The organism is Prevotella sp. PTAC, assembly GCF_013166535.1.
Lineage (GTDB): Bacteria > Bacteroidota > Bacteroidia > Bacteroidales > Bacteroidaceae > Prevotella.
The window spans coordinates 32,411-54,957 of record NZ_JABKKK010000010.1 but is presented as its reverse complement, the minus strand read 5'-3'; the positions used below and the strand labels follow the sequence as shown (position 1 = coordinate 54,957).

General features: G+C 50.9%; 18 protein-coding genes and 1 tRNA gene. 18 read left to right on the top strand and 1 reads right to left on the bottom strand.

Annotated features, from left to right (window positions below; genetic code table 11):
• Positions 1–14 precede the first annotated feature (14 nt).
• The 16 genes from HPS53_RS08890 to HPS53_RS08815 all read left to right on the top strand — a co-directional run bounded on the left by HPS53_RS08890 (position 15) and on the right by HPS53_RS08815 (position 20,184).
• Positions 15–530, top strand: coding sequence for an FtsL-like putative cell division protein (locus HPS53_RS08890; protein ID WP_253942866.1), 516 nt, complete (start codon positions 15–17; stop codon positions 528–530).
• 82 nt (positions 531–612) lie between these two features.
• Positions 613–2,760: a penicillin-binding protein gene (locus HPS53_RS08885; protein ID WP_172205743.1), complete on the top strand. Its 2,148-nt coding sequence runs from the start codon at positions 613–615 to the stop codon at positions 2,758–2,760.
• A 29-nt stretch (positions 2,761–2,789) separates the two neighbouring features.
• The gene (locus HPS53_RS12710) at positions 2,790–2,924 is read left to right on the top strand and encodes a hypothetical protein (RefSeq protein ID WP_256372912.1); all 135 of its coding nucleotides are present in this window, start codon (positions 2,790–2,792) and stop codon (positions 2,922–2,924) included.
• Positions 2,925–2,947: 23 nt separating this feature from the next.
• A complete protein-coding gene (locus tag HPS53_RS08880; RefSeq protein WP_172205742.1) occupies positions 2,948–4,408 on the top strand; it encodes a UDP-N-acetylmuramoyl-L-alanyl-D-glutamate--2,6-diaminopimelate ligase in 1,461 nt (486 codons plus the stop codon).
• 63 nt (positions 4,409–4,471) lie between these two features.
• Positions 4,472–5,743, top strand: coding sequence for a phospho-N-acetylmuramoyl-pentapeptide-transferase (locus HPS53_RS08875; RefSeq protein WP_172205741.1), 1,272 nt, complete (start codon positions 4,472–4,474; stop codon positions 5,741–5,743).
• Positions 5,744–6,000: 257 nt separating this feature from the next.
• Positions 6,001–7,332: a UDP-N-acetylmuramoyl-L-alanine--D-glutamate ligase gene (gene murD / locus HPS53_RS08870; RefSeq protein WP_172205740.1), complete on the top strand. Its 1,332-nt coding sequence runs from the start codon at positions 6,001–6,003 to the stop codon at positions 7,330–7,332.
• A 13-nt stretch (positions 7,333–7,345) separates the two neighbouring features.
• Positions 7,346–8,602: an FtsW/RodA/SpoVE family cell cycle protein gene (locus tag HPS53_RS08865; RefSeq protein WP_104370079.1), complete on the top strand. Its 1,257-nt coding sequence runs from the start codon at positions 7,346–7,348 to the stop codon at positions 8,600–8,602.
• Between the two features lie 659 nt (positions 8,603–9,261).
• A complete protein-coding gene (locus HPS53_RS12795; protein ID WP_216651913.1) occupies positions 9,262–10,599 on the top strand; it encodes a redoxin domain-containing protein in 1,338 nt (445 codons plus the stop codon).
• Positions 10,600–11,275: 676 nt separating this feature from the next.
• Positions 11,276–12,391: an undecaprenyldiphospho-muramoylpentapeptide beta-N-acetylglucosaminyltransferase gene (murG, locus tag HPS53_RS08850; protein ID WP_172205819.1), complete on the top strand. Its 1,116-nt coding sequence runs from the start codon at positions 11,276–11,278 to the stop codon at positions 12,389–12,391.
• A 46-nt stretch (positions 12,392–12,437) separates the two neighbouring features.
• The gene (gene murC / locus HPS53_RS08845) at positions 12,438–13,811 is read left to right on the top strand and encodes a UDP-N-acetylmuramate--L-alanine ligase (RefSeq protein WP_172205735.1); all 1,374 of its coding nucleotides are present in this window, start codon (positions 12,438–12,440) and stop codon (positions 13,809–13,811) included.
• Positions 13,812–13,835: 24 nt separating this feature from the next.
• Positions 13,836–14,693, top strand: coding sequence for a cell division protein FtsQ/DivIB (locus tag HPS53_RS08840; RefSeq protein ID WP_253942865.1), 858 nt, complete (start codon positions 13,836–13,838; stop codon positions 14,691–14,693).
• Positions 14,694–14,723: 30 nt separating this feature from the next.
• Positions 14,724–16,175 carry a cell division protein FtsA gene (gene ftsA, locus HPS53_RS08835; RefSeq protein WP_104370082.1) on the top strand — a complete coding sequence of 484 codons (1,452 nt, stop codon included), beginning with the start codon at positions 14,724–14,726 and terminating at the stop codon, positions 16,173–16,175.
• Between the two features lie 61 nt (positions 16,176–16,236).
• Positions 16,237–17,571 (top strand): cell division protein FtsZ, encoded by a 1,335-nt coding sequence (ftsZ, locus tag HPS53_RS08830; RefSeq protein WP_104370083.1) that lies wholly within the window; start codon positions 16,237–16,239, stop codon positions 17,569–17,571.
• A 193-nt stretch (positions 17,572–17,764) separates the two neighbouring features.
• Positions 17,765–18,214, top strand: coding sequence for a GatB/YqeY domain-containing protein (locus tag HPS53_RS08825; RefSeq protein WP_172205733.1), 450 nt, complete (start codon positions 17,765–17,767; stop codon positions 18,212–18,214).
• A gap of 103 nt (positions 18,215–18,317) precedes the next feature.
• Positions 18,318–18,794 (top strand): T9SS type A sorting domain-containing protein, encoded by a 477-nt coding sequence (locus HPS53_RS08820; protein ID WP_158249603.1) that lies wholly within the window; start codon positions 18,318–18,320, stop codon positions 18,792–18,794.
• 43 nt (positions 18,795–18,837) lie between these two features.
• Positions 18,838–20,184 carry a hypothetical protein gene (locus HPS53_RS08815; RefSeq protein WP_172205731.1) on the top strand — a complete coding sequence of 449 codons (1,347 nt, stop codon included), beginning with the start codon at positions 18,838–18,840 and terminating at the stop codon, positions 20,182–20,184.
• A gap of 741 nt (positions 20,185–20,925) precedes the next feature.
• Here HPS53_RS08815 and HPS53_RS08810 read toward each other — a convergent pair.
• Complete coding sequence (locus tag HPS53_RS08810; RefSeq protein WP_172205729.1) at positions 20,926–21,651, bottom strand: DNA repair protein RecO; 726 nt, start codon at positions 21,649–21,651, stop codon at positions 20,926–20,928.
• 266 nt (positions 21,652–21,917) lie between these two features.
• Here HPS53_RS08810 and HPS53_RS08805 point away from each other — a divergent pair.
• Positions 21,918–21,992, top strand: a tRNA-Glu gene (locus HPS53_RS08805).
• A gap of 23 nt (positions 21,993–22,015) precedes the next feature.
• Entirely contained in the window at positions 22,016–22,270 is a 255-nt protein-coding gene (gene rpsT, locus HPS53_RS08800; protein WP_104370088.1) for a 30S ribosomal protein S20, read from the top strand.
• Positions 22,271–22,547 lie beyond the last annotated feature (277 nt).

Below are 22,547 nucleotides of genomic sequence, written 5' to 3'. Positions count from 1 at the left end.
AGAAGGGCAACAGGATGAAAACAGACAATAAAGAAACGAAAGAGAAAGGGACCGGAGCCGAAAATACGGATGTCGACAAAGGCAGGACGACAGCGAAAAGGACCGGCGCCACAGACACAACCGACAAAGGCGACGACAAGGCGGAAAAGAAAGAGACAAGGCTGCAACAGCTGAAGAAACATGCCACAGAAGACGACCCCAAGCCGTCGCCGACGCTCACGCTCCGGAAGATAATAGGAGGCGACATCCTTTACGCCGAGCTGGTAAGGAGCCAGATCTGGGCTTTCCTGCTGATTGTGCTGTTCACCATAATATATGTGGCTTTCCGCTATCAATGCCAACAGGACATGATAATGATAGACAAGTTGCAAACCCAACTGAAAGATGCCAAATACAAGGCATTGTCGAGTTCGAGTACCCTCACGGAGCGATATAGGGAGAGCCGCGTGCTCGAACTGCTCAGACAAAACAAAGACAGCCTGCTGCACATCGCCGAGCAACCACCGTATATTATAATAACGGAAGAATGAGAAGCCAGGCGGCGGGGAACGGCGACCATGCGGAAACGCTGCCGATGGCAAAAAGAAGTAATGTAGACGAGGAGACAAGGAAATGAGTAAGTTCGACAACAACAAGGTCATGCCGCGCTATTTCGCCATAGCGCTGGTGTTCACGTTCATCGGCATAGCCGTAATCGGACGTGCGGCATATATCATGACCGCAAAGAAACAATACTGGACAGACGTGGCGGCAAGGCTCAAACGAGACAGCGTAAGCGTGAAACCCAGTCGCGGCAACATACTGAGCTGCGATGGGCAACTTATGGCCAGCAGTCTGCCGGAATACAAAATATACATGGACTTCCAGGCCGGCGGAGAAGAAAAAGACTCAATCTGGAACGACAGCATAGACCATATATGCGAAGGTCTGAACAAGATATTCCCGCAGATGTCGGCAGCCGAGTTCAAACGCCACCTCGAAAAAGGACACAGGAAGATGAGCCGCAACTGGCCGATATGGAAAAGGCGGATAGACTACAACACATACACGGAAGTCAAGAAACTGCCGGTATTCAACATGTCGAAATTCAAGGGAGGCTTCCATTGGGAGGAGTTCAACGCCCGCCGGCGTCCGTTCGGTTCGCTGGCGCAACGCACCGTAGGCGACATGTTCGGTTCGAAAGATACGGCACGGTTCGGCCTCGAACTGTCTTACGACTCAATACTGCGAGGCAGCAACGGCATCACCCACCGCCGCAAGATATTGAACAGGTTCATGAACATCCCCGTCATGCCGCCGGAGAACGGAGCCGACATTGTCACCACAATAGACGTAAGCATGCAGGATCTTGCCGAGAGGGCACTGATCGACGAGCTGAAACTCGTGAACGGCGACATGGGTGTTGTCATACTGATGGAAGTGGAGACCGGCGATGTGAAGGCTATAGTGAACATGACAAAATGTGCCGACGGGCGCTATCACGAAATAATGAACCACGCCATCAGCCACAGGTGCGAGCCGGGTTCTGTATTCAAGGTGGCATCGTTTCTCGTGGCACTCGATGACGGGGTGGCCGACACGAGCTACGTGATACACACCGGCAGCGGCGTAATGCCGATGCACGGCCGCGACATGAAAGACCACAACTGGCGACGGGGCGGCTATCAGGACATAAACATGGCACGCTCGCTCGAAGTGAGCAGCAACATAGGCGTGAGCTATGTGATAGACAAGTTTTACGGGGCAAACCCTGAGAAATACGTGGAGGGGCTTTATCGTGTGGGAATACACGAGGACCTCAACCTGCCGCTCGTGGGCTACGCGCCGCCAATCATCCGCATGCCGCGCAAAAACAGGCACGGCCAGTACGACAACTGGAGCAAGACGGCGCTGCCGTGGATGAGCATCGGCTATGAGACGCAAATAGCTCCAATAAACACGGTGACATTTTACAACGCAATAGCCAACGACGGAAAAATGATGAAGCCGCGATTTGTGAAGAAAGTAGTGAAAAACGGCGAGACAATAGCCGAATTTCATCCCGAGGTGCTGAACGAACAGATAGCGAGGCCCAAGGCCATAAAGACAATGCAGACCATTCTCGAACACGTAGTGAGCCAGGGATTGGGAAAGAAAGCCGGCTCAAAGATGTTCAAGGTAGCCGGAAAGACCGGCACTGCGCAAGTGTCTAAAGGTGCGGCCGGATATAAAAGCGGCGTTGTAGATTATTGGCTGAGCTTCGCAGGATATTTCCCGGCAGACAATCCGAAATACAGTTGCATAGTCTGCATACAGAAAAGCGGCCTTCCCGCCTCGGGCGGCGGCATGAGCGGAGTGGTGTTCCACCATATAGCGGAAGGCGTAATGGCGCGCAACCTCAAGTTGAGTGTCGACGATGCGTGCGACACCAACTCGGTAGTGATACCCGATGTGAAAAGCGGGAACATCGCCGCGGCCGACTTCGTGCTTGGCAGACTCGGAGTGAGAAAGACATCACCATGGAGCGACGGCAAGCCATACGGCATACCGGTATGGGGACGTGCCGACAGCAAAAAAGACGAAGTGGCGCTCACCAAAACAAAGACACACCGCAACACGGTTCCCGACGTGACCGGCATGGGAGCCTGCGACGCTCTCTATCTGCTCGAAAGCAGAGGACTGAAAGTAAGAATAAACGGCACAGGCAAAGTAAAAAGACAAAGCATAGCTCCGGGAAAAGCGGCTGTAAGAGGCAGAGAGTGCGTGCTCACGATGGAATGACCGCATACCGAGAAACCTACCGAAAGAACATGGCAGGCAAGAAACGGAAGGATGACTGGCCGTCAGCGGCAACACCGACGTCAACCTACGGAAACGGAAGCTGCAAGCAAATATTATCCGGCAGCCAGCATGCGGAAATACTGAAAACGGACAACGCCATATAAACGAACAAGAAAACAACAGATATATGAAACTTAACGAGTTGCTCAAAACCATAAGACCTCTGGCCATTGAAGGTAATGCCGGGGTTGAGATAACGGGAGTCGACATCGATTCCAGACGTGTGGAACCAGGCCATCTCTTCGTCGCCATAAAGGGAACACAGACTGACGGACACGCTTTCATGGACAAAGCGGCAAGTCTCGGAGCCGCAGCCATACTATGCGAGACTATGCCCGATAACATGGCAGAAGGCGTGACATACGTCAAAGTGGCCTCCACGGAAGACGCTGTGGGCAGCGTCGCGACCATATTTTACGGCGAGCCGTCGAAAAAGCTGAAACTCATCGGAGTGACCGGTACGAACGGTAAGACCACGATTGCCACCCTGTTGTACGATATGTTCCGCAAACTGGGCCACCGTTGCGGACTGCTCTCCACCGTGTGCAACTATATAGAAGGAGAAGCAGTGCCCGCAAGCCACACCACGCCCGACCCGATAGAACTGAACCGACTGCTCGCCAAGATGGCGGAAGTCGGCTGCGAATACGTGTTCATGGAATGCTCAAGCCATGCCATAGCGCAGAAAAGAATAGGAGGCCTGAGATATGCCGGCGGAATATTTACCAATCTGACCCGAGACCACCTGGACTACCACAAGACTTTCGAGAACTATCGCGACGCGAAAAAAGCCTTTTTCGACAGTCTACCGAAAGACGCTTTCGCCATAACGAACGCCGACGACAAGAACGGTATGGTAATGACACAGAACACCAAGGCGACAGTCAAGACGTACTCGACACGCACCATGGCCGATTTCAAGGCCAAGATAATAGAATGCCACTTCGAAGGCATGTACCTGGAGATAGACGGCCGAGAAGTTGGCGTGCAGTTCATTGGCAAGTTCAACGTAAGCAATCTGCTCGCTGTATACGGCACGGCCGTGATGCTCGGCAAACAGCCGGAAGATATCCTCGTGGCCCTGAGCACTCTGAAAAGCGTAAGCGGACGGCTCGAACCGCTGCGTTCGCCCGACGGTTACACCGCAATAGTGGACTATGCGCACACTCCCGATGCCCTTGAAAACGTGCTCAATGCCATTCATGAGGTGCTCGACGGCAAGGGACGGGTATTCACCGTATGCGGAGCGGGCGGCAACCGTGACAAAGGCAAGCGGCCGCTCATGGCTCTCGAAGCGGTGAAACAAAGCGACCGGGTAATAATAACGAGCGACAATCCGCGATTCGAAGAGCCGCAAGACATCATCAACGACATGCTCGCCGGGCTTAACCCGCAACAGATGAAGAAGGTAATGACTAACGTAGACCGCCGTGAAGCAATACGCACGGCATGTATGATGGCCGAGAAAGGCGACGTGATACTCATCGCCGGAAAGGGGCACGAGGACTATCAGGAAATAAAGGGAGTGAAACACCACTTCGATGACAAAGAGGTGGTAAGAGAACTGTTCTCCGCATCCAATCCGTAAGCACCGCAAACAGAGGCCATAATACCACCGAGATTTCACCCCACGAATAACTTACAATAAAAAATGCTATACTATTTATTTCGGTTCTTAGACCAATTCGGCATCACCGGTTCGCACATCTGGTCTTACATATCGTTCAGGGCACTGCTCGCCCTGATGCTGTCGCTGCTTATCTCGGCGTGGTTCGGCGAGAAATTCATCAAGTATCTCAGACGGAAACAAATCACCGAAACGCAGCGCGACGCCTCAATAGACCCGTTCGGAACGAAAAAGGTAGGCGTACCGTCCATGGGCGGAATAATCATCATCGTGGCGACGCTCGTTCCCATCCTGTTGCTCGGCCGCATGAGAAACATATACCTCATACTGATGATCATAACGACAGTATGGCTCGGCTTTCTCGGCGGACTTGACGACTACATCAAAATATTCAAGCACGACAAGGAAGGACTGCAAGGAAAGTTCAAGATCGTGGGGCAAGTGGGACTCGGACTGATAGTGGGCATCGTGCTATACCTCAGTCCCGATGCCATGATCCGCGAGAACGTGGCTATAGAGAAACAACAGACTCAGGAACTCGTGGTGAAGCACCGCAGCGAGGCCACCAAGTCATTGAAGACCACCATCCCGTTTGTCAAAGGGCATAATCTCGACTATTCAAACATTATGTCAGTCTTCGGGAAATACAAGGAAGCCGCCGGCTGGATACTGTTTGTCGTCATGACCATCGTTGTCGTCACCGCCGTGTCAAACGGAGCCAACCTCAACGACGGCATGGACGGTATGTGTGCCGGCACATCGGCCATAATAGGTGTGGCTCTCGGTATCTTCGCCTATGTGTCGAGCCACATCGAATATGCCGCCTATCTGAACATAATGTATATCCCCGGCAGCCAGGAACTTGTGGTATTTATATGTGCTTTCGTCGGAGCACTCATCGGATTTCTGTGGTACAACGCCTATCCGGCACAGATATTCATGGGCGACACCGGCTCACTTACCATCGGAGGCATCATCGCCGTGTGCGCCATCATAATACACAAAGAACTCATGCTGCCAATCCTTTGCGGCATATTCTTCGTGGAGAGCCTCAGCGTCATGTTGCAGGTATGGTACTACAAACTCGGCAAACGCCGCGGAGTGAAACAGCGAATCTTCCGCCGCGCGCCTATACACGACACATTCCGCACGCAAGACAGTCAGTTGCTACCCGACTGCAAGTACCTTATAAAAGGTCCCAAGAATGTCGTCCACGAATCTAAAATCACCATACGGTTCTGGATTGTGACAATCATCCTGGCGGCAATGACGATTATAACGTTGAAAATAAGATAGTGGTTTTAGAAAGGAAATATATTGAGATTAAGGAAGCCAGGAGGAGTTAAAGAAATTAGGGGAAGTTAAAGGACAATAGCTTATTAGAAAGGAGTAAAAAGAAAACTAATAAGGAATAATAAAAGAGAACAAAGAGGGAATAAGAGAGAATAAGGAAGACATATGCAGAAAGCTGCAGCTATTGTCCTTTAACTTCCTTAACTCCAACAACTCCAGTAAAAACTATTCCAACCCACCACCAAACAAACAATGAAAAGATGAAGAAAATAGCAATACTCGGATCCGGAGAGAGCGGTGCCGGAGCCGCCGCACTGGCAAAAAAAGAAGGATTTGATGTCTTTGTGTCAGACATGTCGGCAATAAGCGACAAGTACAAGAAGATGCTCGACGACAGAAACATACGCTGGGAGGAAAAGAGACATACCGAAAGCGACATACTCGATGCCGACGAGATAATAAAGAGTCCCGGCATCCCTGATACCGCACCCATCGTGGCAAAGGCCATAGAGAAAGGCATACGCATAATCAGCGAGATTGAGTTTGCCGGCAGATATACCGACTCAAAGATGATCTGCATTACCGGAAGCAACGGCAAGACGACAACAACATCGCTAATATACCACATATTCCGCAATGCCGGATACGATGCCGGACTGGCGGGAAACATCGGGAACTCTCTCGCCCTGCAAGTGGCGGAAGACCCGCACGAGTACTACATCATAGAACTAAGCTCATTCCAGCTCGACAACATGTATGACTTCAGGGCCGACATTGCCGTTCTTCTGAACATCACGCCCGACCATCTCGACCGCTACGGCAATGTGATGCAGAACTATACGGACGCCAAGATGCGGATAACGAGAAACCAGACGGAAGAAAACGCTTTCATATATTGGAACGACGACCCGATAATAAGCCGCGAACTTGCGAAATACGACATACACGCCAAGTTGTACCCGTTTTCCGAACATAAGGCTCCGGGTATGGCAGGATATACAGAAGACGGGCAATACAAGATTGAATATCCCGACTGTCTCTCCATGCCACAGGAACAACTGAGCCTCACCGGGCGTCACAACCTGTACAACAGTCTGGCCGCCGGGCTGGCCGCAAACATTGCGGGAATAGACAAGGAGGTGATACGCAAGAGCCTAGGCGACTTCCCCGGCGTTGAGCACCGACTTGAGAAAGTGGGCACAGTACACGGAGTACAATACGTCAACGACTCCAAGGCCACCAATGTGGATGCCTGCCGGTACGCCATTGAAAGCATGAATACGAAAGTGGTGCTCATCATCGGGGGCAAAGACAAAGGCAACGACTATGAGCCGATAAAGAGTCTCGTGGCCGAAAAGTGCTCCGCTCTCGTATACCTCGGAGCCGACAACTCCAAGCTACACGCCAATTTCGACAGCCTCGGCATCCCCGTGCGAGACACCCACTCGATGCGTGAGTGCGTGGAAGCATGCCGCGAGATGGCGAAAGAGGGCGATACGGTACTCCTCAGTCCGTGCTGTGCCAGTTTCGACCTGTTCAAAAACATGGAAGACCGAGGCGAACAGTTCAAGGAAATGGTGAAAAACCTATAACGTAAAACAAACAATGAACAAAAAGATAAACAACATTTTCAAGGGCGACAAAGTCATCTGGATGGTGTTCTTCTTCCTCTGCGTGATAAGCATCGTGGAGGTGTTCAGCGCGTCGAGCGGCCTGACATACAAAAGCAACAACTTCATCATGCCCATAATAAAGCACTCGGGAACACTGATATTCGGCGCGCTCATTGTCGTTGCCACACTCAACATACCGTGCCGCTACTTCAAGCTCATGACACCGCTGCTGCTCATGCTGTCGTTCATGCTGCTGGTACTCGTGCTGTTCGTGGGCGAGAAGGCCAACGGGGCGAGCCGCCAGATGTCGCTGCTCGGACTGTCCGTGCAACCGTCCGAGATAGCCAAAGGAGCGTTGATTCTCGCCGTGGCACAGATTCTCAGCGCCATGCAGCAGGAAAACGGAGCCGCCCGCAAAGCATTCAAGTACATAATGTGCCTCACGGTGCCTATCGCCCTGCTGATTATGGTCGAGAACCTGTCTACAGCCGCCCTGCTGTGCTTTGTTGTCTTCCTGATGATGATTATAGGCCGCGTGCCTGGAAAGCAGATAGGCAAGCTGCTCGGATGGATAGCGGTTGGAGTGACGGGCATCATTTCGTTTATCATGATCGTCGGGCACGACACACCGAAAGAAGATGATACTCTGGCCAAAACCGAGCAGACGGAGCATAAAAAGAAAGAGCGCGGCACGATTGAGAAGATGTTCCACCGTGCCGACACGTGGAAAAGGCGAATTATCGACTTCACAAACGACAAGGAGGTGGCACCCGAAGACTACGACCTTGATAAAGACGCACAGGTGGCTCATGCCAACATTGCCATCGTATCGAGCAACTATATAGGCAAAGGTCCGGGAAACTCGGTAGAGCGCGACTTTCTCGCACAGGCGTTTTCAGACTTCATCTACGCCATCATCATAGAAGAACTGGGACTCATCGGAGCGGGATTTGTGGTGCTGCTATACATCATCCTTCTGTTCCGCACGGCGCAGATAGCCAACAGGTGTGAAAACAACTTCCCCGCCTTTTTCGCCATGGGACTGGCACTGTTGCTCGTGGTGCAGGCCACGTTCAACATGGCTGTGGCCGTGGGGTTCGTCCCTGTGACCGGCCAGCCGCTGCCATTAATAAGCAAGGGCGGTACATCCACTATCATCAACTGTGCCTACATCGGCGCGATATTGAGCGTGAGCCGCTCGGCAAAGAAGAAAGTAAAAGCGGAAAACAGCGAAAACAAAATCGGATAATACATAAGCATCTCACAAGTTACTTACGGAAATAAAACACATTCAACTGATTGACTCTCTATTCACTTCAATCGTAAAAGATGTATTGAATGCAATAGCATACGAATATTTGCCCCTCCGAAACAAATACAGCGATTAGCATAAATCCAGTTACGGTTCTGGGCAATGCTTACCTGACACTGATATTATTTCATTCGGATGGGCAAAATATTCGTAAAATCAAGCAATTGTATAAGGAATTTTTATTAAATTTGTAGGCATCATGGAAAAACATGTTATTATGTAGCCTATTGATTATCATCGATAATACCGTAAACATCCAACCATACAGCTCTTGAAAGTCTCTTACAACACAGGACTTTCTTCATTATAAATTTAATAAAATAGAATTATGAGATTTCCAGTAACATTTTTAAGCATCTTTATAATGCTTTTTTGCCCGATAAACATGGAAGCGAAAAAGAAAGCAAAGAAAACGGTAGTGCCGCAAATGATTAACTTCCCGAGTACAGACATTAACAATCTCCCGTATATCAGGAGGAGATGTGATGCTGAGGGGGAGCATTTCCATGCCGACGGTCGGCAACGAATTAAAGGAACAGGCCGCCGGCCTTAAAAAGCTTTCAAGCCTGTTAAACAGTATCGGCCCATGCATTGAAGTGAGAGATCCAATAACAAAAAAGACAGATGTGTTCGCCATTACATTCAACGACGACTGCACTTTTAACACGAAAATCCATATTCCCCATCCGATGTTCGTGGCATTGCTTCCTTTTTGCAATCTTTACATGTGTCCCGGGGATACCGTAGATTTTGTTTTGGATGGCATGATAAAGACAAATAAAAAGGGATTTAACATTGGAGGAACCGGCCTGAGCGGTGAAATAAACCGGGTTATAACAAGTGTCGACAAGGCATATTGCAACAATTATTCGTCCTACGATATTAAAGACGCAAAGCAAATTGATTCGCTGATGACATGGCGTAACGTACAGATAGGGCGCATGGACAGCATGGTGGCAAAAATAAACCGCGGGCTTCCGGAGCTTAAAGGATGCTCGCCGCTTGCTTCCGATATTGTCCTCACCCACATCCTTGCATGGCATCTCCAGATGATAACCAGTCCATACTTTATTGCTCCAAGAGATATAAGTTCCGACCAAGCCCTTTGGCGCAACTACTTTGATTTCCTTTCCCCACGTGAAAAGTATCTGCTGGACAATCCGTTGCTAATGGTAAGCGCCGACATGTTCTTCTTCAATCGGCTCGAGTATACCGCATTCCGGCCTCTCATACAAAAGAAAATGAGTATAATGTCACATAGGAAAAAGACATTTGTATTCGGAGACTCGCTGCAATCACTTCACACGGCAATTGCAAAAGGACTGCAACAGATTAACGACGAGCTACATCTAAGCAGCAACGACTTTACATCGCAAATGTGCATGATACGGGATGTATTCTCCTCGTTCCAATGCGGCTTTTTCGACAATGAAGAGATTAAGGCTGAAGCAATCGCTTCCGTCGCCCCGTACATAACGAACCAAGAGCTGCTACGCCTCGCCATATTGGGCTACCACGACTACATAAAGGAAGACCAACAGAGCTGTATCGACAATAAGCCCGCTTCAAAAGGAGACTCCTTATTCCAACGCATAATCGAACCATACAAAGGCAACGTGCTCTATGTTGACTTTTGGAGCATGTCATGCGGACCATGCAGAGCCGGAATGCTCGACATGCGCGATGAAGTGGAAGCCAACAAAGACAAGCCCGTCAAATACCTTTATATCACTTACGACACAGAGGAACACTGCCGCAGTTTCCTCGAACCAAACAACATCAAGGGTGAGCATATCTTCATATCACGTTCCGAATGGGCACATTTACAGGAAAAATTCAACTTTTCAGGCATTCCGTTTGTCGTTCATGTGGACAGGCAGGGGAAAATAAGGAGGGAGCCCAATATAAATGTCAAGGAACTGCTTGCCGAATAAACCTTTTAACACAACCAATACAATCAAGGCGTCTCTGCCATATATGGCATGCAACGCCTTGATTTGTATTTTTATCCACCCTGTTTTCTGCATAAGGTATCCCGTTGCATCACATTCTGTATCCAATCGATGTGTGATAGACGACTAATTTGCCTGCGTTTAGCGCCACATGACAAGATGACGGGAATGCCGTCGTTTCACAACCACTCTTCCTTCCCCGCTTACTTTTTTATCTTTTAACCTTTAACCGCCGTCATGTGGCAAAACAGCAAATCGCATACAAAATCCCTTTCAACGCAAATCATTGACAGGAAAACATACACAATGGAAAAATTCCCGTTACCCGTTTGCCCTCAACATCTTCTTTCTTTGCCTTTAAAATACCTTCTTCCTTATACCAAAGTCACTGTTAAATCACAATAATCCATGATTTATTCAAAGAACAACAATCCGATATTACTTTGCATTGTCGTGAAACCGCCACAACTCACGCACGCATAATGCCGTGCGACGGGTAGACTGACACACCTCTATTTTTCCGGCGTTCAATCAAAAAAGAGCACTGAAAATTAGTGCGTACGATAGATTTTTATTAATTTTGCAAAGTTAGATATACATTATTAATAAACCGCCGGGACGGTGCGGTCGCACAGGCCGCATGCCGGAAACAAAACGCATGGACAACAAACTGAAAATCATCATAAGCGGAGGAGGCACGGGAGGCCACATATTCCCGGCCGTATCCATTGCCAACGCCGTAAAAACGTTGCGCCCCGACACCGACATTCTCTTCGTCGGAGCACTCGGCCGAATGGAGATGGAACGTGTGCCACAGGCAGGGTACGACATAGTGGGACTTCCGGTAAGGGGACTGATACGTCCGCTGTGGTCGCCGAAGAACATCGGCGTGCTGCTCGACTTCATGAAGAGCAAGCGCATGGTGAGAAGAACCATCAAGGACTTCAAGCCGGATGTGGCCGTGGGTGTGGGCGGATATGCCAGTGCGGCCACGCTGAAAGCGGCCCACGCAATGGGCATTCCCTGCCTCATTCAGGAGCAGAACTCATACGCCGGGGTGACCAACAAGATGCTGGCGGCCGGTGCCGACAGTATCTGCGTGGCCTACGACGGCATGGAGCGCTTCTTCCCGGCGGATAAAATCATAAAGACAGGTAACCCTGTGAGACAGTCTCTCATAGACAACGGCATGTCGAAAGAAGACGCACGCACCGCACTCGGCCTCGACCCCGACAAGAAGACGATTGTGCTTGTGGGCGGAAGCCTCGGGGCACGCACTATAAACGAAAGCGTGATGCAGCACCTCGACATGGTGAAGAGCGCCGACGACACGCAGTTCCTGCTTCAAACAGGAAAATACTACAACGCCGACATCACCGAACGGCTGAAAGGCCGCAAGCCCGCCAACCTTACGGTGACCGACTTCATAGCCGACATGGGCACGGCATACGCCGCGGCCGACCTCGTGGTCAGCCGTGCGGGAGCAAGCAGCATCTCCGAGTTCTGCCTGATAGGCAAGCCCGTGGTGCTCGTACCCAGCCCGAACGTTGCCGAAGACCACCAGACAAAAAATGCCATGGCTCTCGTGGACAGACAGGCGGCAATATATGTGAAAGACGCCGACGCAGCGGCTACACTGCTCGAAACGGCTCTTGCGACGGTGGCCGACAGCGCACGGCTCGACACCCTCTCGGCAAATATCAGGCAGCTCGCACTGCCCGACTCGGCTGAAAGGATAGCGCGAGAGGTAATAAGGCTGGCCGAAAGGAAATGACAAAAGGCACCGCACGACGGTCGCCGCATAACAGGAAGAGAAACAAATGGAACTTGAAGACATAAAATCAGTGTATTTCGTAGGTGCCGGAGGCATCGGCATGAGTGCTTTGGCGCGCTATTTCATGGGGCGCGGCCTCACGGTGGCAGGCTATGACAAGACGGAGACCCCCCTCACGCTGCAACTTGAAAAAGAGGGCATGCTGATACACTACGACGAGAATACGGACAAGATACCGGCCGAATGCAAAGACAAGGAGTCGTGTCTTGTGATATACACACCGGCCATTCCGGCCGAGCACAGCGAACTGGTATTTTTCAGGCAAGGCGGTTTTGAGATACAGAAACGTGCCCAGGTGCTCGGAACGCTGACACGATCGCACAAAGGTATGTGCGTGGCCGGCACGCACGGCAAGACCACCACGTCGACCATGTGCGCCCATATCATGCACCAAAGCCATGTCGACTGCAACGCGTTTCTCGGCGGAATATCCAAGAACTACGGCACGAACTACATATTGAGCGACAGTGACTGCGTGGTGATAGAAGCCGACGAGTTCGACCGCTCGTTCCACCGGCTGCGCCCTTGGATCAGCGTCATCACCTCGACAGACCCCGACCACCTCGACATCTACGGCACAAAAGAAGCCTATCTGGAAAGTTTCGCCCACTATTCATCGCTAATCCAACCGGGCGGCGCCCTCATAATACGCAAGGGATTGGAAATGAGAGAGCGATTGCAGGATGGTGTGCGCCGATATGAATACAGCGAGACAGAAGGCGACTTCCACGCCGAGAATATCAGGATAGCGAACGGCGAGATTACGTTCGACTTCATATCGCCGATAGAGTGCGTCAAAGACGTGACTCTCGGACATCCCGTGCCTATAAACATCGAGAACGGCATAGCGGCAATGGCAATGGCCCAACTCGGCGGATGCACCGCCGACGAACTGAGGGAAGGCATGCGCACATACGCCGGAGTGGACCGCAGGTTCGATTTTAAGATAAAGAACGACCGTACGGTGCTGCTCAGCGACTACGCGCACCATCCGAAAGAGATTTACCAAAGCGCCTTAAGCATACGCAGACTGTACAGCGACAGAAGGATAACAGCCATTTTCCAGCCGCATCTTTATACCCGCACACGCGACTTCTACAAGGATTTTGCCGACGCACTCAGCCTGCTCGACGAGGTCGTTCTATGCGAAATATATCCGGCACGGGAACTTCCCATCGAGGGAGTGACGTCGAAACTGATATACGACAACCTTCACGACGGAGTATCCAAAAAGATGATACGTAAAGAGGATGTACCGGACTTTGTGAGAAACCACGACATCGACGTGCTCATGATACTCGGCGCCGGAGACCTCGACAACTATATGCCGCAACTTACCGACATATTGAAGGACAGATAACAGACACGGACATACACCGCAATAATGACGCTCGACTGGAAAAAATACAGCATAATAGCGGCCAATATCGCCATAGGCGTGTATCTGCTGCTTGCGATGACGGCGTTCAACGAGCCGGACATCAAGGGCAAGGTATGCACGCAAGTGAAGATAGACATAAGCGAAAGCGTAGTCAAGGGCTTTCTGAACGCCGATGAGATAAAGACCATCCTCGTGCGGGCAAACCTGTATCCGCTCGGCAAACAACTGGCCGCCGTCGACGTGCGGGAGATTGAAGAGACGCTGACCGGGCATCCGTTCATCGAGAACGCGCAGTGCTACAAGACACCGGGCGGACACGTGTGCATCAGTCTTGCACAGCACATGCCGGTGATGAGAGTGCTCGCCGACAACGGGGACAGCTATTACATAGACAACCGCGGCAAGATAATGAACGGAGCGCGTTTCACCGCCGACATTGTTGTGGCCACGGGACACATCAGCCGCAAGTATGCCGCCCAAGTGCTCACAGACATCGGAAACCACATAGTGAACGACAAGTTCTGGCACAACCAGATTGTGCAACTCAACGTGTTGCCCGACAAGTCCATCGAGATTGTACCACGGGTGGGCGAGCACATCATATATCTCGGACAACCGGAAAACATCGCCGGGAAGCTCACGAGAGTGGAGAAATTCTACAAATACGGACTGAACAAAGTGGGCTGGAACAAGTATTCGCGCATAAACGTAGAGTTCGACAACCAGATTATATGCAAGAAACGTGACTCACAGCCGCACAGCCGCCCCGTGACGGCAACACCGGCAGAACCGGAACGGCAACCGGACATGTCAGACGGACAGCCAAACGCACAGGAAGAGAGACAGAAAACAGAACAATAACGATATTACGATAAAGACATTACTATAAAGATGGCAGCAAAGGATTTCATTGTAGCAATAGAACTCGGCTCATCCAAGATGACCGGCATCGCGGGAAAGAAAAATCTCGACGGCAGCATCAACGTGCTTGCCGTAGTCAAGGAAGATTCTTCCACCTTCATCCGAAAGGGTGTTGTGTATAACATCGACAAGACGGCACTGTGCCTTACCAATATTATAAATAAGTTACAGGCACAGCTCAAAACCGAGATTACGCAAGTCTATGTGGGTGTCGGAGGCCAGTCGATACGCAGCGTGAGAAACTCGATAGCGAAAGACCTGCCAATCGACACCAAGATAACGCAAGACATGGTCATCGAACTGATGGACATGAACCGCAACTGGAAATACCAGGACCAGGAAATCCTCGACGCCGCAGTACAGGAATACAAGGTTGACTCGCAGTTGCAACTCGATCCGGTAGGCATACAATGCGGCCGGCTTGAAGGCAACTTCCTAAACATTCTCGAACGCAAGGCATTCTACAAGAACCTCAACAAGTGCTTCGAGACTGCCGGAATAAATGTCGCCGAGATGTACCTCGCACCGCTCGCGCTGGCCGACAGCGTGCTGACCGAAGCCGAAAGACGCTCCGGCTGCGCTCTCGTCGACATCGGGGCAGACACCACCACCGTCTCCGTATACAGCAAAAACATACTGCGCCATCTTGCCGTAATCCCGCTCGGAAGCAACAACATCACCAAAGACATCGCCTCACTGAACATGGAAGAGAGCGAGGCCGAGAAGATGAAACTCAAATACGGCAGCGCATATACCGACAACGCGGACATCGACAACTCGCTGAAACTGTCGATAGACACCGACAGGCAGATCGAAAGCCGCAAGTTCATAGAGATTGTCGAGGGCCGTCTCGAAGAGATAATAGAGAACGTATGGTACCAGATACCGTCCGAATACTATGACAAACTGCTGGGCGGCATCATCCTCACGGGCGGCGGCTCGAACATGAAGAATATCGAGAAAGCGTTTGTCAACTACACGCACGCCGAGAAAATACGCATCGCCAAGTTCGTCACCCAGACCATAAACTCGACCAACAACGACATCAACGCGCGCAACGGAATGATGAACACCGTGCTTGGCCTGCTCGCCAAAGGCGACGTGAACTGCGCGGGAGAAGAAGTTGACCCAAACGGTGACCTCTTCGGAAGCAAGACGGAGAAGCCGTCGGCAGGCGACAACAGGGTCAAGACACCCCGAAGCGTGGCCGACATACCGTCGGGCGTGGTACTCACGGCTGCCGAAAAGCAAGCCGCCGAAGAAGAAGAACGCCGCCGCAAAGAAGAGGAAGAGCGCATAGCCCGAGAGAAAGAAGAGGAAGAGAAGCGCCGCCTTGAAGAGGAACGAAGGCAGAACAGCCCGATAAACAAGGGCTTGAAATGGTTCAAAAAGATGGCAACCAAGCTGACAGAGCCTGAATAATGCCCTGCAACAGTAGTGAGAACAGAAAGGTAACAACCCGAGAACATAACAACATCAGAGTATGACAGAGAACAACAGCAACATAGATATAGTAGACTTCGGCATGCCGGAGAAAGAGCACAGCATCATCAAGGTCATCGGAGTGGGTGGCGGCGGAGGCAACGCCGTGAACCACATGTACCGCGAAGGCATACACGACGTGTCGTTCGTGCTTTGCAACACAGACAACCAGGCACTCAACGACTCACCGGTACCGGTACACCTGCAACTCGGCAAGGAGGGACTGGGAGCTGGCAACAAGCCGTCCAAGGCCAAACAGGCAGCCGAAGAGAGCCTCGACGACATAAAGAACATGCTCAGCGACGGCACCCGCATGGCCTTCATCACCGCCGGCATGGGCGGCGGCACCGGCACTGGAGCCGCACCGGTGATAGCCAGGGTATCCAAGGAGATGGGCATATTGACGGTCGGTATCGTCACAATCCCGTTCCGCTTCGAGGGCGGCCGCAAGATAGACCAGGCCCTGGACGGTGTCGAGGAGATGTCGAAACACGTAGACGCACTGCTCGTAATCAACAACGAAAGATTGCGTGAGATATATCCCGACCTCACCGTCCTCGACGCTTTCGGCAAGGCCGACGACACACTGAGCGTGGCGGCAAAGAGCATCGCCGAGATAATCACGGTGCACGGACTCATCAACCTCGACTTCAACGATGTCAAAACAGTGCTCAAAGACGGTGGCGTGGCTATCATGAGCACAGGCTACGGAGAGGGCGAGGGCCGCGTGAAGAAAGCCATCGACGACGCGCTCAACTCGCCGCTGCTCAACGACAACGATGTGTTCAACTCCAAAAAGATACTTCTCAGCATATCGTTCTGCGGACAGAAAGACGGAAAAGACAGCCTGATGATGGAGGAGATGAACGACGTGAACGACTTCATGGCCAAGTTCGGAAGCGACTTTGAAATCAAATGGGGACTCGCCACGGATCCCGAACTGGGCAAAAAAGTGAAGGTGACGATACTCGCCACAGGTTTCGGCATGACCAACATAGACGGAATGGACATGCACATGAAGCGCCATACCCAGGAAGAAGCCAACCTCATAGCCGCCGCACAGGAAAAAGAGGCCAAACTGATGGAGCGCCGCGGGCACTACTACGGCAGCGACAACAGCAACAAGAAATACAAGCGGAGGCCGAACATCTACTTCTTCCGCCCCGAAGATCTCGACAACGACAATGTCATCTCGGCAGTGGAGTCCACGCCTACATACAAGCGCACAAGGGAAATCCTCGACAGCATACACAGCCAGGCATGCGGTGAAGAAATGGTAAGCGACACCAAAGAAGACCCGAAAGACGCCGTGCAGGGCACGATAGTATTCGCATAGACGGGCACGGGGACACACGGGAACGTCCAGACAAGGCACACAATCGGGCACAGACACAAAACGAACGGCCCCAAACCGTAAAAAAAATGCCATTACCTTGCGGCTTTAGAGTGCCTCATGCCCTAACGGGTGGCACCAGAAATTTTAAATTAAATATCCAACATCTCACGTTTAACATCTAACAGTAACAGATATGACACTATTCGAGCAAGTAAGCAAAGACATCGTTGCGGCAATGAAGGCCAAGGACAAAACTGCCCTTGAAGCCCTCCGCAACATAAAGAAAGTATTCATCGAGGCCAAGACGGCACCCGGAGCGAACGACACTCTCGAAGACGCGGCTGCCATGAAAATACTTCAAAAGCTGGCAAAACAAGGCCATGACGCAGCCGACCTGTACGTAAGCCAGAACCGCCAAGACCTCGCCGACGCCGAACTGGCACAGGTGAAAGTGATAGAAAGCTACCTGCCGCAACCCATGACCGAGGCCGAGATTGAGGCCGCAGTAAAAGAAATAATATCCCAGACCGGCGCCGGAAGCATCAAGGAAATGGGTAAGGTGATGGGCCTGGCAAGCAAACAGCTCGCCGGAAAGGCCGACGGCAAGACCATATCAGACATAGTGAAAAAGCTGCTCGCCTGACAGCAGCGCCACAAAATACAACATGACAGCCGCATTGAGAGCTCTGATGCCGGCTGTCATGTTAATATTCGACACAGAGCTTGCAACATCAGAACAACCCAACATGAGTAAAAAGTACACATTGTTAATATTGGCCCTGGCGGGAATGTCTATCGGCATGAAAGCACAGACCCAATATGTCAACGTGCTGTATCAGGACAACAGCAACCATGCCATGTCCAAGTCGGAAATAGACAAAATCGAAATCGGCCAAGGATTTGTCACTGTCGTCCCGAAAAGCGGCACTCCCGCAAAGCACCGGATGAGCGATATCGCGAAAATCGTGCTCGACGACCGCAACATCACAGACGGCATAACGGCCGTCAACGGCAACACACTGAGCATAAAGGCCGACGGCAACAGCATACGTATCTCCGGCGCTACGGCAGACGCCAATATAGAGATCTACGACGCGGCGGGACGGATTGTCGGCCGCGCCACATGCAGTGAGGGCAACGGAACGGTAAACGTAGGTAATTACCCCACCGGCACATACATAATAAAGACCGACGGAACGACACGCAAATTCATAAAGAGATAATAACCGGAAACAACATTACAAACAACAAAAAATCACTGATACGATGATAAAAAGATTACTTTTAGCGATAATGATCATCACCGGCATGGTGGCAACAGCCAGCGCCCAGGAGACCATATACATGATAAAGGGCGACAAAGTGGTTGCCAAGATGAACGCGGAAGACGTAGACTACATATCGTTCGAACTGCCCGACGGAGTGAAAGACCAGGAGAAAGTGGCCATCGAAGTCAACGAGACAGGAAAGAACTACATCACATACAGCGTAACCACGGCCAACCAGAACACCACTTACGCACACATGGTAATTGACGAGCCCACTCTCAACATCTTCCTGCAATCATATTACGACACGACCATAGACCAGGTTGTTCCCGAAGTGCTCGAAGCATGCCTCAGAATGTGCATGACGCATTTCGGATATGCCGGACAAGGCAACGCCACATACCGCATGCAGGACAACGAGGACGACGGCTCCGGACATAAGTTCAACATCGTAGCCGGACTGAACTATTATCTCGCCGTATGCGAGCTGAACAACGACGACACACTCGGCGAGACAATGAAAATCACGGACACGGCCACTAAGAAGGCCGATGTGAGCGCCGGCAACGTATCCGTAAGCTACAAGGGACAGAACGAGGCCGGCCAGGCCATGTTCGACTTCAACGGAAGCGATGATATCCTGCGCATATACACACTCTACGGACATAAGGATGTCATGGAGGCATTCATCCAGATCTACGGCTACGAATATACGATGTTCGCATTCGGCCAGGTATGGACTCTCGATGAGCTGAAGAACGATCCGAACGGATGGCAGGTAGACGAAGAGACCGACTACGCCATGTATATACTCGGAGTAGACGCCAACGGCGACTGGGCGAAAGACGAGACGTTCGCCAGAATCACTCCCATAGCCCAGGAAAAAGAAGGCCCGAAGATCTCCATATTCTCCAAGTCAAAGGGCGAAGGCAAGGTAAGCGTCAATTTCGAGATAACCCCGAGCAACGTGACCGAAGCCTACGTGCGCCTGATGAACGAGACAAACCTTGACGACAGGCTGAACATGGGATACACGCTGGCCGACCTCGCTGCCGGCGGCGATGCCACCGACGTGACATCCGACATAAACAAATTCGGTGAATACACATACACCAACAACGAAGTTCCCAACGAATGGATGTCGCTGCTCATCATGGCAAAGAACGAGGACGGCACAACCGTGACACGCATGAACTTCCACGCGCACCTCGACGGTTCGCAATGGGCGATAAATGAGAACATCAACGTACCGGCTACATCTGCCGCCAAGAAGCATATCACAAGCAAGAATAACATGCCGGCGGCACGCAAACTCAACAAAGCTCCCAAATTCTCGCTTAAATAAACCGCACAGTCCCACACCTTGAGACAATCACCGAGACACCAAGCTCCCCGGAAGACATGCCTTCCGGGGAGCTTTCTCATAATACCGGCGCTCCGCCATGAATAATGTGAAAAACATCATTATTCCACATCCCGCACATCACCATACCGTAAAGACACCGGTGCAGTCGACACACAATCCCCCCATACACAACCGTGCCGACATACGCATAGCACGGACAAGCATTTGCCAAAAATGCCTGACACAATATTTACAAACAGCCGCTTATATCTCGCCCGTTTCAAAATTAAAACCCAAAGGCCTGAAACAAGCGAATTATGAACTGCCTTTCACAACCACCTGTACATCAACCCAATACGCCTACCTCACCTACATCCTCAGTAAAACCTACCCACCTACCCTCACTATTTTTTTAAATTCAGCGTCCCGTTGGCTTGCGTTTAGCGTCTAAATGGAAGCCAACGGGTATCCAAACGCGACGCAACCGGCAACCAAACGCACTCCAACGAGCGTCCCGTTGCGGAAAAACGCCGCTTTTCGTAAATGGCGAAAAGCGGCATATCGTATTGCATATAGCGGTGCGTATCGACTTTGTTTTCTATTTCAGCAGAAAACAAAGTGTTAAATCCGTGACTTTATTATTACACATTCACACATCATGGCACAGACAAAGCTATGGCATCAAAAACACAAAATAAACAAACAGACATGGAAAGCACAACAACCGCGCACGGCCATAAATCAGACAAACAGCTCGCGCAGCACTGCAAGCGAGCGCAACTCCGGAAAATCGGGAATATGAATGCGGTAATATGTGATGATCACCTCTATAAAACGGTTACGCTCCGTGCGGGACATCCTGTATAAGTGCATCGTGGAAAAACCCATGCGCATAAGGACACCGATAAGCCTCGCTTCCTGAGGGGCGAGAAAGTCGCCGTGCGGCGGCACGCCGGCGCAGAAACATCCGGCACGCAGATCAAAGCATGAACCGTCATGATAACCTTCGAGATTGGGATAAAAACCGAGAAAGAGTGAAAGGCGCATCAAAAAGACGAGGTGAAAATTGGCATACCGCCCCTCACGGCGGTCGAGCCACTGCATACTGCCGGATATATAATCGAAAAGCGGTCGGTTCTCCTGCTCGCCACGCAGGGCATAATAAAGAAACTCGGCGGTAAAGAGAGCCATGGATAACTTCACCGGCTCGAAAGGCACCGTCGTCATGGGATATGCCAGCCTTGCGGCACGCAGTTTCTGCAACTTCAGCCTCGGTCTTATGTCGGCCTCCACCTCAAGCAAGGCCATAGGCTGAAACAACTGCTTGCGCACGCCGGACCTGCCCGACCTGGGTATGCCAACCACAAAGCCCATCCTGCCATAACCGGCGGTGAACATGTCAACTATCACTTTATTGTCGCCGTACTTAACGGTGTGCAACACAACTGCTTCGGTCTTTATCAACATACTGGAAAACACAGATTAAAAGAACGCGCATAACGCGAAGAAATGAGACAAAACCCGCTTTAAGCCGCTCTCATACAGCTTGTTTTATGCAAAAACAATGCAAGTCGAACGCAATGGAACGTGTTCCAAATTGCTGAGACGCAGCTTGTTTTATGCAAAGATATTGCTTTTTCACATAAAAACTGCGCCCAAAATGAATTTTTCCACGAAAAAATTTTGTGATATTAAATAAAAGTCATAACTTTGCACCCGCAAAACGAAGCTATGGTCCCTTCGTCTATCGGTTAGGACGAGAGATTTTCATTCTCTAAAGAGGAGTTCGACTCTCCTAGGGACTACCAATAAATAAAAGAACATAATTAAAATGGCAAACCACAAATCAGCAATTAAGAGAATCCGCCAGGAGAAGAAAAGAGCTCTGCACAATAAATATTATGCAAAGACTATGCGCAATGCTGTTCGTAAGTTGCGCGCTATTACAGACAAAGAAGAGGCTGTGAAATTGTATCCCACGGTGCAGAAGATGCTGGACAAATTGACTAAGACCAACATCATCCACAAGAACAAGGCGGCCAACCTGAAGTCTAAGCTGGCTATGCATATCAACAAACTTGGATAATAAGACCCAATAGATTATATTTATTGGCTGCGGTTTCCGTATGGAAACCGCAGCTTTTTTTATTGTCCACGCCCACATCATTGCCCACGCCAAGATCGAAGTAACGATAAACGAAGATAATCCAATAACAAGAGAGGGCAACAGCCGGCAGCCGGCATCCAGCAGCCAAACATAGGAAACACTACCGCAAAACAATGACGGCACAACAGGAAAACGACACGCCGCAAACCAACCTGCCGGGACACACCGCATTTAAAATTCCTTTATCGTTGCAAAC

What these genes read in the sequence shown, in the direction of transcription:
- HPS53_RS08890 (WP_253942866.1), top strand. Translation starts at nt 15, where the DNA reads ATGAAAACAGACAATAAAGAAACGAAAGAGAAAGGGACCGGAGCCGAA.
- HPS53_RS08885 (WP_172205743.1), top strand. Translation starts at nt 613, where the DNA reads ATGAGTAAGTTCGACAACAACAAGGTCATGCCGCGCTATTTCGCCATA.
- HPS53_RS12710 (WP_256372912.1), top strand. Translation starts at nt 2,790, where the DNA reads ATGGCAGGCAAGAAACGGAAGGATGACTGGCCGTCAGCGGCAACACCG.
- HPS53_RS08880 (WP_172205742.1), top strand. Translation starts at nt 2,948, where the DNA reads ATGAAACTTAACGAGTTGCTCAAAACCATAAGACCTCTGGCCATTGAA.
- HPS53_RS08875 (WP_172205741.1), top strand. Translation starts at nt 4,472, where the DNA reads ATGCTATACTATTTATTTCGGTTCTTAGACCAATTCGGCATCACCGGT.
- murD (WP_172205740.1), top strand. Translation starts at nt 6,001, where the DNA reads ATGAAGAAAATAGCAATACTCGGATCCGGAGAGAGCGGTGCCGGAGCC.
- HPS53_RS08865 (WP_104370079.1), top strand. Translation starts at nt 7,346, where the DNA reads ATGAACAAAAAGATAAACAACATTTTCAAGGGCGACAAAGTCATCTGG.
- murG (WP_172205819.1), top strand. Translation starts at nt 11,276, where the DNA reads ATGGACAACAAACTGAAAATCATCATAAGCGGAGGAGGCACGGGAGGC.
- murC (WP_172205735.1), top strand. Translation starts at nt 12,438, where the DNA reads ATGGAACTTGAAGACATAAAATCAGTGTATTTCGTAGGTGCCGGAGGC.
- HPS53_RS08840 (WP_253942865.1), top strand. Translation starts at nt 13,836, where the DNA reads ATGACGCTCGACTGGAAAAAATACAGCATAATAGCGGCCAATATCGCC.
- ftsA (WP_104370082.1), top strand. Translation starts at nt 14,724, where the DNA reads ATGGCAGCAAAGGATTTCATTGTAGCAATAGAACTCGGCTCATCCAAG.
- ftsZ (WP_104370083.1), top strand. Translation starts at nt 16,237, where the DNA reads ATGACAGAGAACAACAGCAACATAGATATAGTAGACTTCGGCATGCCG.
- HPS53_RS08825 (WP_172205733.1), top strand. Translation starts at nt 17,765, where the DNA reads ATGACACTATTCGAGCAAGTAAGCAAAGACATCGTTGCGGCAATGAAG.
- HPS53_RS08820 (WP_158249603.1), top strand. Translation starts at nt 18,318, where the DNA reads ATGAGTAAAAAGTACACATTGTTAATATTGGCCCTGGCGGGAATGTCT.
- HPS53_RS08815 (WP_172205731.1), top strand. Translation starts at nt 18,838, where the DNA reads ATGATAAAAAGATTACTTTTAGCGATAATGATCATCACCGGCATGGTG.
- HPS53_RS08810 (WP_172205729.1), bottom strand. Translation starts at nt 21,651, where the DNA reads ATGTTGATAAAGACCGAAGCAGTTGTGTTGCACACCGTTAAGTACGGC.
- rpsT (WP_104370088.1), top strand. Translation starts at nt 22,016, where the DNA reads ATGGCAAACCACAAATCAGCAATTAAGAGAATCCGCCAGGAGAAGAAA.